The sequence below is a fragment of the Laceyella putida genome (assembly GCF_042665195.1).
In the GTDB taxonomy this organism is placed as follows: domain Bacteria; phylum Bacillota; class Bacilli; order Thermoactinomycetales; family Thermoactinomycetaceae; genus Laceyella; species Laceyella putida.
The window spans coordinates 1-5,439 of the sequence record NZ_JBHTBW010000030.1 but is presented as its reverse complement, the minus strand read 5'-3'; the positions used below and the strand labels follow the sequence as shown (position 1 = coordinate 5,439).

The 5,439-nt window shown below is 48.0% G+C and carries 5 protein-coding genes; 1 reads left to right on the top strand and 4 read right to left on the bottom strand.

Annotated elements, in window-relative coordinates; translation table 11 throughout:
• Positions 1-409 (top strand): transposase (locus ACFQNG_RS10515; RefSeq protein ID WP_379864882.1); only part of this gene is annotated, 409 nt, incomplete at its 5' end.
• A gap of 282 nt (positions 410-691) precedes the next feature.
• On the opposite strand, the gene ACFQNG_RS10510 is transcribed toward ACFQNG_RS10515, so the two are convergent.
• From ACFQNG_RS10510 to ACFQNG_RS10495, 4 genes are all read right to left on the bottom strand, one after another.
• Entirely contained in the window at positions 692-2,143 is a 1,452-nt protein-coding gene (locus ACFQNG_RS10510) for a 4-hydroxyphenylacetate 3-hydroxylase family protein (RefSeq protein WP_379864881.1), read from the bottom strand.
• Between the two features lie 420 nt (positions 2,144-2,563).
• Positions 2,564-3,763 carry an acyl-CoA dehydrogenase family protein gene (locus ACFQNG_RS10505; RefSeq protein WP_379864880.1) on the bottom strand — a complete coding sequence of 400 codons (1,200 nt, stop codon included), beginning with the start codon at positions 3,761-3,763 and terminating at the stop codon, positions 2,564-2,566.
• Between the two features lie 26 nt (positions 3,764-3,789).
• Complete coding sequence (sfnG, locus tag ACFQNG_RS10500; protein WP_379864879.1) at positions 3,790-4,869, bottom strand: dimethylsulfone monooxygenase SfnG; 1,080 nt, start codon at positions 4,867-4,869, stop codon at positions 3,790-3,792.
• A 119-nt stretch (positions 4,870-4,988) separates the two neighbouring features.
• On the bottom strand, positions 4,989-5,288 hold the full coding sequence (locus ACFQNG_RS10495; protein WP_379864878.1) for a hypothetical protein: 300 nt from the start codon (positions 5,286-5,288) through the stop codon (positions 4,989-4,991).
• Positions 5,289-5,439: the final 151 nt, after the last annotated feature.

The following is a 5,439-nucleotide window of genomic DNA, read 5'->3' as shown; positions in this document are numbered from 1 at the left end:
TCAACTTACATATCGAACGACCAACCGTGAAGGATACAGACAGTACAAATCCAATCCCGAGATTTATAAGCAATGTCCTTTTCTTAAGAATTGCACAAAGTCAAAGAATCACACAAAAATCCTAACACGTCATGTATGGGAAGATGCAAAAGAGTGGGTTAGACAAAATCGCTTAAGCCCACGTGGAAAAACATTATATAAGCGTCGAAAAGAAACGATTGAACGTAGCTTCGCTGACGCGAAGGAACTTCATGGTCTTCGATACGCACGCTACAGGGGGCTTGCAAAAATTCAAGAGCAATGCCTCCTAACTGCTGTGGCTCAAAACATAAAAAAGTTGGCTATGCTGCTTTCGAGAGCAGGTAAGGGAGGTGGTTTTAAGTTTTATGGGTTGATATTCATCCATTAATTGTTTATATCCCTTTTATATACAAAAACCCTGCGATCAACAAAGTTGATTCGCAGGGTTTGTCAACATTCTCACCACTTTCCAGTAGGAAAGTGGTTTAATTGAAAAATCCTTTGGAAGATTTGAAGCCGATCCTCAGCAGATTGGATTGGCCTGGGCCCTGCGGGAGGGAAGCGGATCTACTGTGGCCGAAATGAAAGACACAATCATGCATGAATTTCGCCTACCAAGGATACCAGAGAATAAAGCATCGACGTCTCGAATTCATGAAGATCCATAACTTTAGTGCTGAGTAACACCGGTCTTCTGCAACAGTTTCCAAACGGGGCCAGTTAGCACCGTCTTGTCATAGTAAAGATATTGATTGGCGAAAGACCGCACCGGATCGCCCGCATAGAAACGTTCGTACAACTCGTGCCGCGCACCTAAAGGACTGCCGATCAAATCCCACGCCAACTTAAACAGCTTGACCTTTTGCTCGGCCCCAACGGAGGCTCCTTCAAAATACAATTGGAGCAATCGGGAAATCGGCCCATCGAATTCGTCCACTGTGGAGGGGGTCTGGACGAATCCGCTGCCGCCGATCTGCTGCAAAATTTCGATCGCGCGTGGATAAAGCCGGGTGCCCAGGCTTCTGGCCGTGTCGAGGTAAGAGAGCTCGGGTACGAGCACCCCGGATTCATCATGCCGGGCCTGCGACTCCGCTGCAAGCGCGAGCGCTTTGATCGTGTCTATTTGCGTGATTAGTTCTCCGAGTTTCTCCTGAATGTGCAGGAATCCGTCAACTCCAATCGCTTCCGCTACCGCAAATGCGACCCCCGCCACAAATTCCAGTTTGACTGCAAAACGGACCACCGTCTGGTGGAAGGCGAGGGCGTTGGCTGTCCTGTCGGATCGGAGATGCCATACGGCGTCGGCGTCTCCGTGAAGGAGCACTCTCTCCCAGGGAATGAAGACGTCGTCAAACAGCAGGACCGCGTCCATTTCGTCATACCGGGAGCTCAGAATATGATCCCGGTCTCTTCCGTCCGCGAACGATTCACGGCAAACGATATGCAATCCGGGAGCGTTTGCCGGCACAATGAGCACATGAGCATGCGTGCTGTTTCCGCTTGGCAATCGATGGAACGAGAAAATGAGAAAATCGTGGGTGTACGGTGCCGACGTAGCAATCATTTTGGCACCGCGAACAACGATCCCCTCTCTCGTCTCTTTCACGGTATGCAGATACCGTTCGGCAATAACGCGGTCGTCCAAGTCGCCGGAGCGGTTGATCTGTGGATCAAGCAGCGCCGTTGTCAGGAACAGGTCCCGATCCCGGGCCTCATGATAAAATGCAGTGATCTTCTCATTAAAATGCGAATCTAGTTTCCCCAACCGTTTTCTCGCAGCATACCAGCCTGTTACCATCGAGCGTGCATAGTCCGACAGCCGGCTCATGACGCCGTTCGTTTCCCTTGCCCAATAAGCAAAAGCTCTGCTGCGCCTGGCGAGATCCTCCGGGGTATGGGGAACAAGAAAGGAACTGTGGACATATTTGTCTTTTCCGGGCACCTCGAAACCGACCCAGTCTTGCTCGTTCGGATCATCGAGCAGGTCGAACAGCCGCCGGATCGTATCTAGCGTTCCGGAAAAGGCGGGGTGCCCAGGCAAATCATCTACTTGTTTCCCATCCAGCCAAACACGCCGACCGTCCTTCAAGCTGTCGAGAAATTGTTCTCCCCTTGTAGCCATTTATTGAATTTCCCCCTTTGTTTTCATAAATTGCGCTTTGTTCTGTATCCCCTGATGGGGATGCTTAGAACAAACTTTTTTTCCAAGCAGGAAAGAAAAAGGGGTATTTATAGAAAACAAGATACGCACATATGTGCTACACTTTGAAAACTGAATCATATGGAGTTGTAGTGAGGATAAGCAATCACCACGTAAAATGATTCCTGCCTGATCGCAAATAGGTCCTCTTTGCGACGCTAACGTATCTATGGATCGCTTAGCGATGTTCCGACCCATGCGCTTACCATGCATGTTGCATACTTAGGGATCTTTTGATTGAGTGAGTCATACAAACCATTACCCACGCAGAAGTGCTGTTGCTCCTGATGGTAAGAAACCCCCGCCTCTTCAGGCGGAGGGAGGTTCATCTATTAAGTAGGTCTATTCCCCACCTTCATACCACAACTCCAAAGGCAATCCCACCAATGCCTTTCCGATCCATTCACGCGCAATATTATTGGACGGTCCCATTGCGATACCGGCACGAGCATCTCTGTATAGACGTTCCAGTACCCCACGTTTATATCCGTATCCACCGCTTACGTCCAGAGCCGCCCGTGCTGCTTTATTCGCTACCTCAGCAGCGTGGATTTTAAACTCAACAAGCGGCAACAGCAATTCCACTTGGGGGCGTCCTTCTGCTTGAAGAGCATCTAGCTGTTGCGCCAAACGAATTTGCCAAGGCTTAAGGCTTTCGATTAAAACTTTCACTTCCGCTAATTGTTGACGAATGACTTGATAATCCACCAACCGTTTATTGAAATCTCGATGAATTGTGCCTTTGGCATATTGTGTTGCCGCCTCAAGCGCCGCCTCGGCTACGCCGAGCCAAGTGGATCCCAATCCGATTAAGTAAACAGGCGAGACACCGCTTTCCACTATTTCTTTGCCTTGGCCTTCCTTGCCCAATCTATCCCGAGAATGCACTCTAACGTTTTCATAACGAATGGAACCGCTATGGTTTCCCCTTACGCCGAGCGCATCCCACACTCCCGGCGTTATCCCGGGCAGTTTTCCGTCAATGATAAAAAAACTGATATCCGTTGGCTTTTGGGCTCCGGGCGACTTTGTTTGAAAAACATAAAAATCCGCCTGCCCTGCGCTTGTGGTGAATGACTTTTCGGCATTCAAAATATATTCCTCGCCATCACGCGCGGCCTCACTAAAGTTATACCACCAGTGACCCCCGGTAGCTTTCTCACTTGTAGAGTATGTGCCGATTAGACCATGTCGAATCGGTTTGAGCCATCGTTCCTTTTGATCTTCATTGCCATAGAGTGCAATTGTTTGTACAGCACCCACATGCATGACGTAAACCAGCGAGGTTGAAGCGCATCCTTTCGCAATTTCCTCGGCAGCAATGGCAAATGCAACATGATCCAAGCCCAGTCCTCCCCATTGTTTGGGGATAAGTACGCCGTTCCACCCTGCCTCAGCCAGAGTTTGCATATTCTCCCTGGGGAATATTCCTTCCCGGTCCGTTCGTTCCGATCGCGGTTTAATGACGTCCTCAACGATTTTTTTCACTTCCGCCCTATAATTTTCATGATTGCCCTGAACCTGTACCAAATTTGAACTCATTTGGATTCTCCCTTCTATGATCAGCCTTAAATCGATTCAACTTTTTTCTCTATAAGCGATTCTTTTTGACGCACAAGCGGAATCACTTTTTCGCCAAATGCCTTTAAATCTTCGTCATAATGCAAAAACGCGGTCAATATCAGGTCAACACCTATTTTTTTCAGTTCGATGATTCGGTCGGCCACTTGCTCAGCCGTCCCGATCAGTCCTGTTTTAAATCCGTCGTTATATTGAACCAAATCTTCGAATTTCGAATTGGCCCACATCCCCTCCCGTTCTGGAGAGGCTTTGCCTGCAAAGCGAACTTGATCTCTGAAACCTTCCACCGCTTCAGCATCCGCATTAGCGACAATATCACGGAGCACTTGCTTAGCTTCTTCTTCCGTATCCCTCACAATGACAAATGAATTGACGCCAAAGTTTAACTTTCTGCCTTCTATGGCGGCTAATGATTTTATCTCATCAATCTGCGTTTTAAACCCATCCATGGTGTTTCCGTTCATGAAGTACCAATCGGACACCCTTGCGGCCATTTGTCTTGCGGCCTTGGAATTCCCTCCCTGAAAGATAGGAGGAAGGGAAATTGGTTTTGGCTTGAGTGGAGCTTTGTTAATACGATAGAAATCCCCCCGAAAAGTTGTTTCTTCACTCGTCCACATCTCTCTAAGCACTCTGATAAATTCTTCCGAACGGCGATACCGCTCATCGTGGTCCAACCATGGTTCCCCGTATCCGTTAAACTCGCCTTTAAACCACCCGCTGACAATATTTACCGCCGCTCGTCCATGGCTGATGTGATCGAGAGTCGCAATCATCTTTGCGACAACTCCCGGGTGCCACAAACCGGGCAATATGGCGGCAATGAGATTCAGCTTTTTTGTTGCGCCCGCCAAAGCAGCTGCCAGGGTAATCGCCTCCAATTGATTTTCCGCTCCATAACTGGCAATAAAGCGGGTCTGCAACAAGGCGAAATCAAAGCCGACCTGTTCTGCAGTCTGAGCATACCGCGTATTCGCTTCAAAAGACCAGTCGGTTTTCTGGGGAATTTTGGAGATTACCAACCCTCCGCTTACATTGGGAACCCAATAAGCAAACTTTAATGCCATCTGTCTGCTCACCTCATTGAACTTATTTATAAAATGTTTCACCCGTGCTGCCCGGATTCTAAGAGCCGACGGCTGACCAGGGGACATTTTGATGCAAAATTCACTTTTACTTGAAAACTTCAGACGCATTCCTTATTGAGAAACCGTGTGAGTGCGGCAACGAGCAACCCTTTCCCAAATTTGATTTTTTCACTGTTTTCATGATTCAACTTGGATTGTCGCACTTGGGTCAAAAAAGAGATGATCATCATACGACGGGAAACAATATCTTTCATACCGAATCTGAAAAGCCAGTCATCAATCGTATTGTAAACACCTCTGTTTATCCCGTATTGACGCAGGCACCAAGCAGCGAATTGAAAATCCGGCTGATGTACAACGTCTTCCTTAACAGGGGTGACGGTTTCCTTTAAGGACATATGCTTCCTCCTTCACTTACCTGAATGAATTCGTTTGTAAGTTTTCGATAGCGCTACCGCATTCATTTAGCTGCGAACCGGCTTTCCTAGGGCGTGTCTGGTGAATCCATCATGATTTCCTGTTAGAATGTTCATAACAACAAAAGCAAGG

Excerpts from the sequence above, each read along its gene's own strand:
- ACFQNG_RS10510 (WP_379864881.1), bottom strand. The coding sequence starts at position 2,143 with ATGGCTACAAGGGGAGAACAATTTCTCGACAGCTTGAAGGACGGTCGG.
- ACFQNG_RS10495 (WP_379864878.1), bottom strand. The coding sequence starts at position 5,288 with ATGTCCTTAAAGGAAACCGTCACCCCTGTTAAGGAAGACGTTGTACAT.
- ACFQNG_RS10505 (WP_379864880.1), bottom strand. The coding sequence starts at position 3,763 with ATGAGTTCAAATTTGGTACAGGTTCAGGGCAATCATGAAAATTATAGG.
- sfnG (WP_379864879.1), bottom strand. The coding sequence starts at position 4,869 with ATGGCATTAAAGTTTGCTTATTGGGTTCCCAATGTAAGCGGAGGGTTG.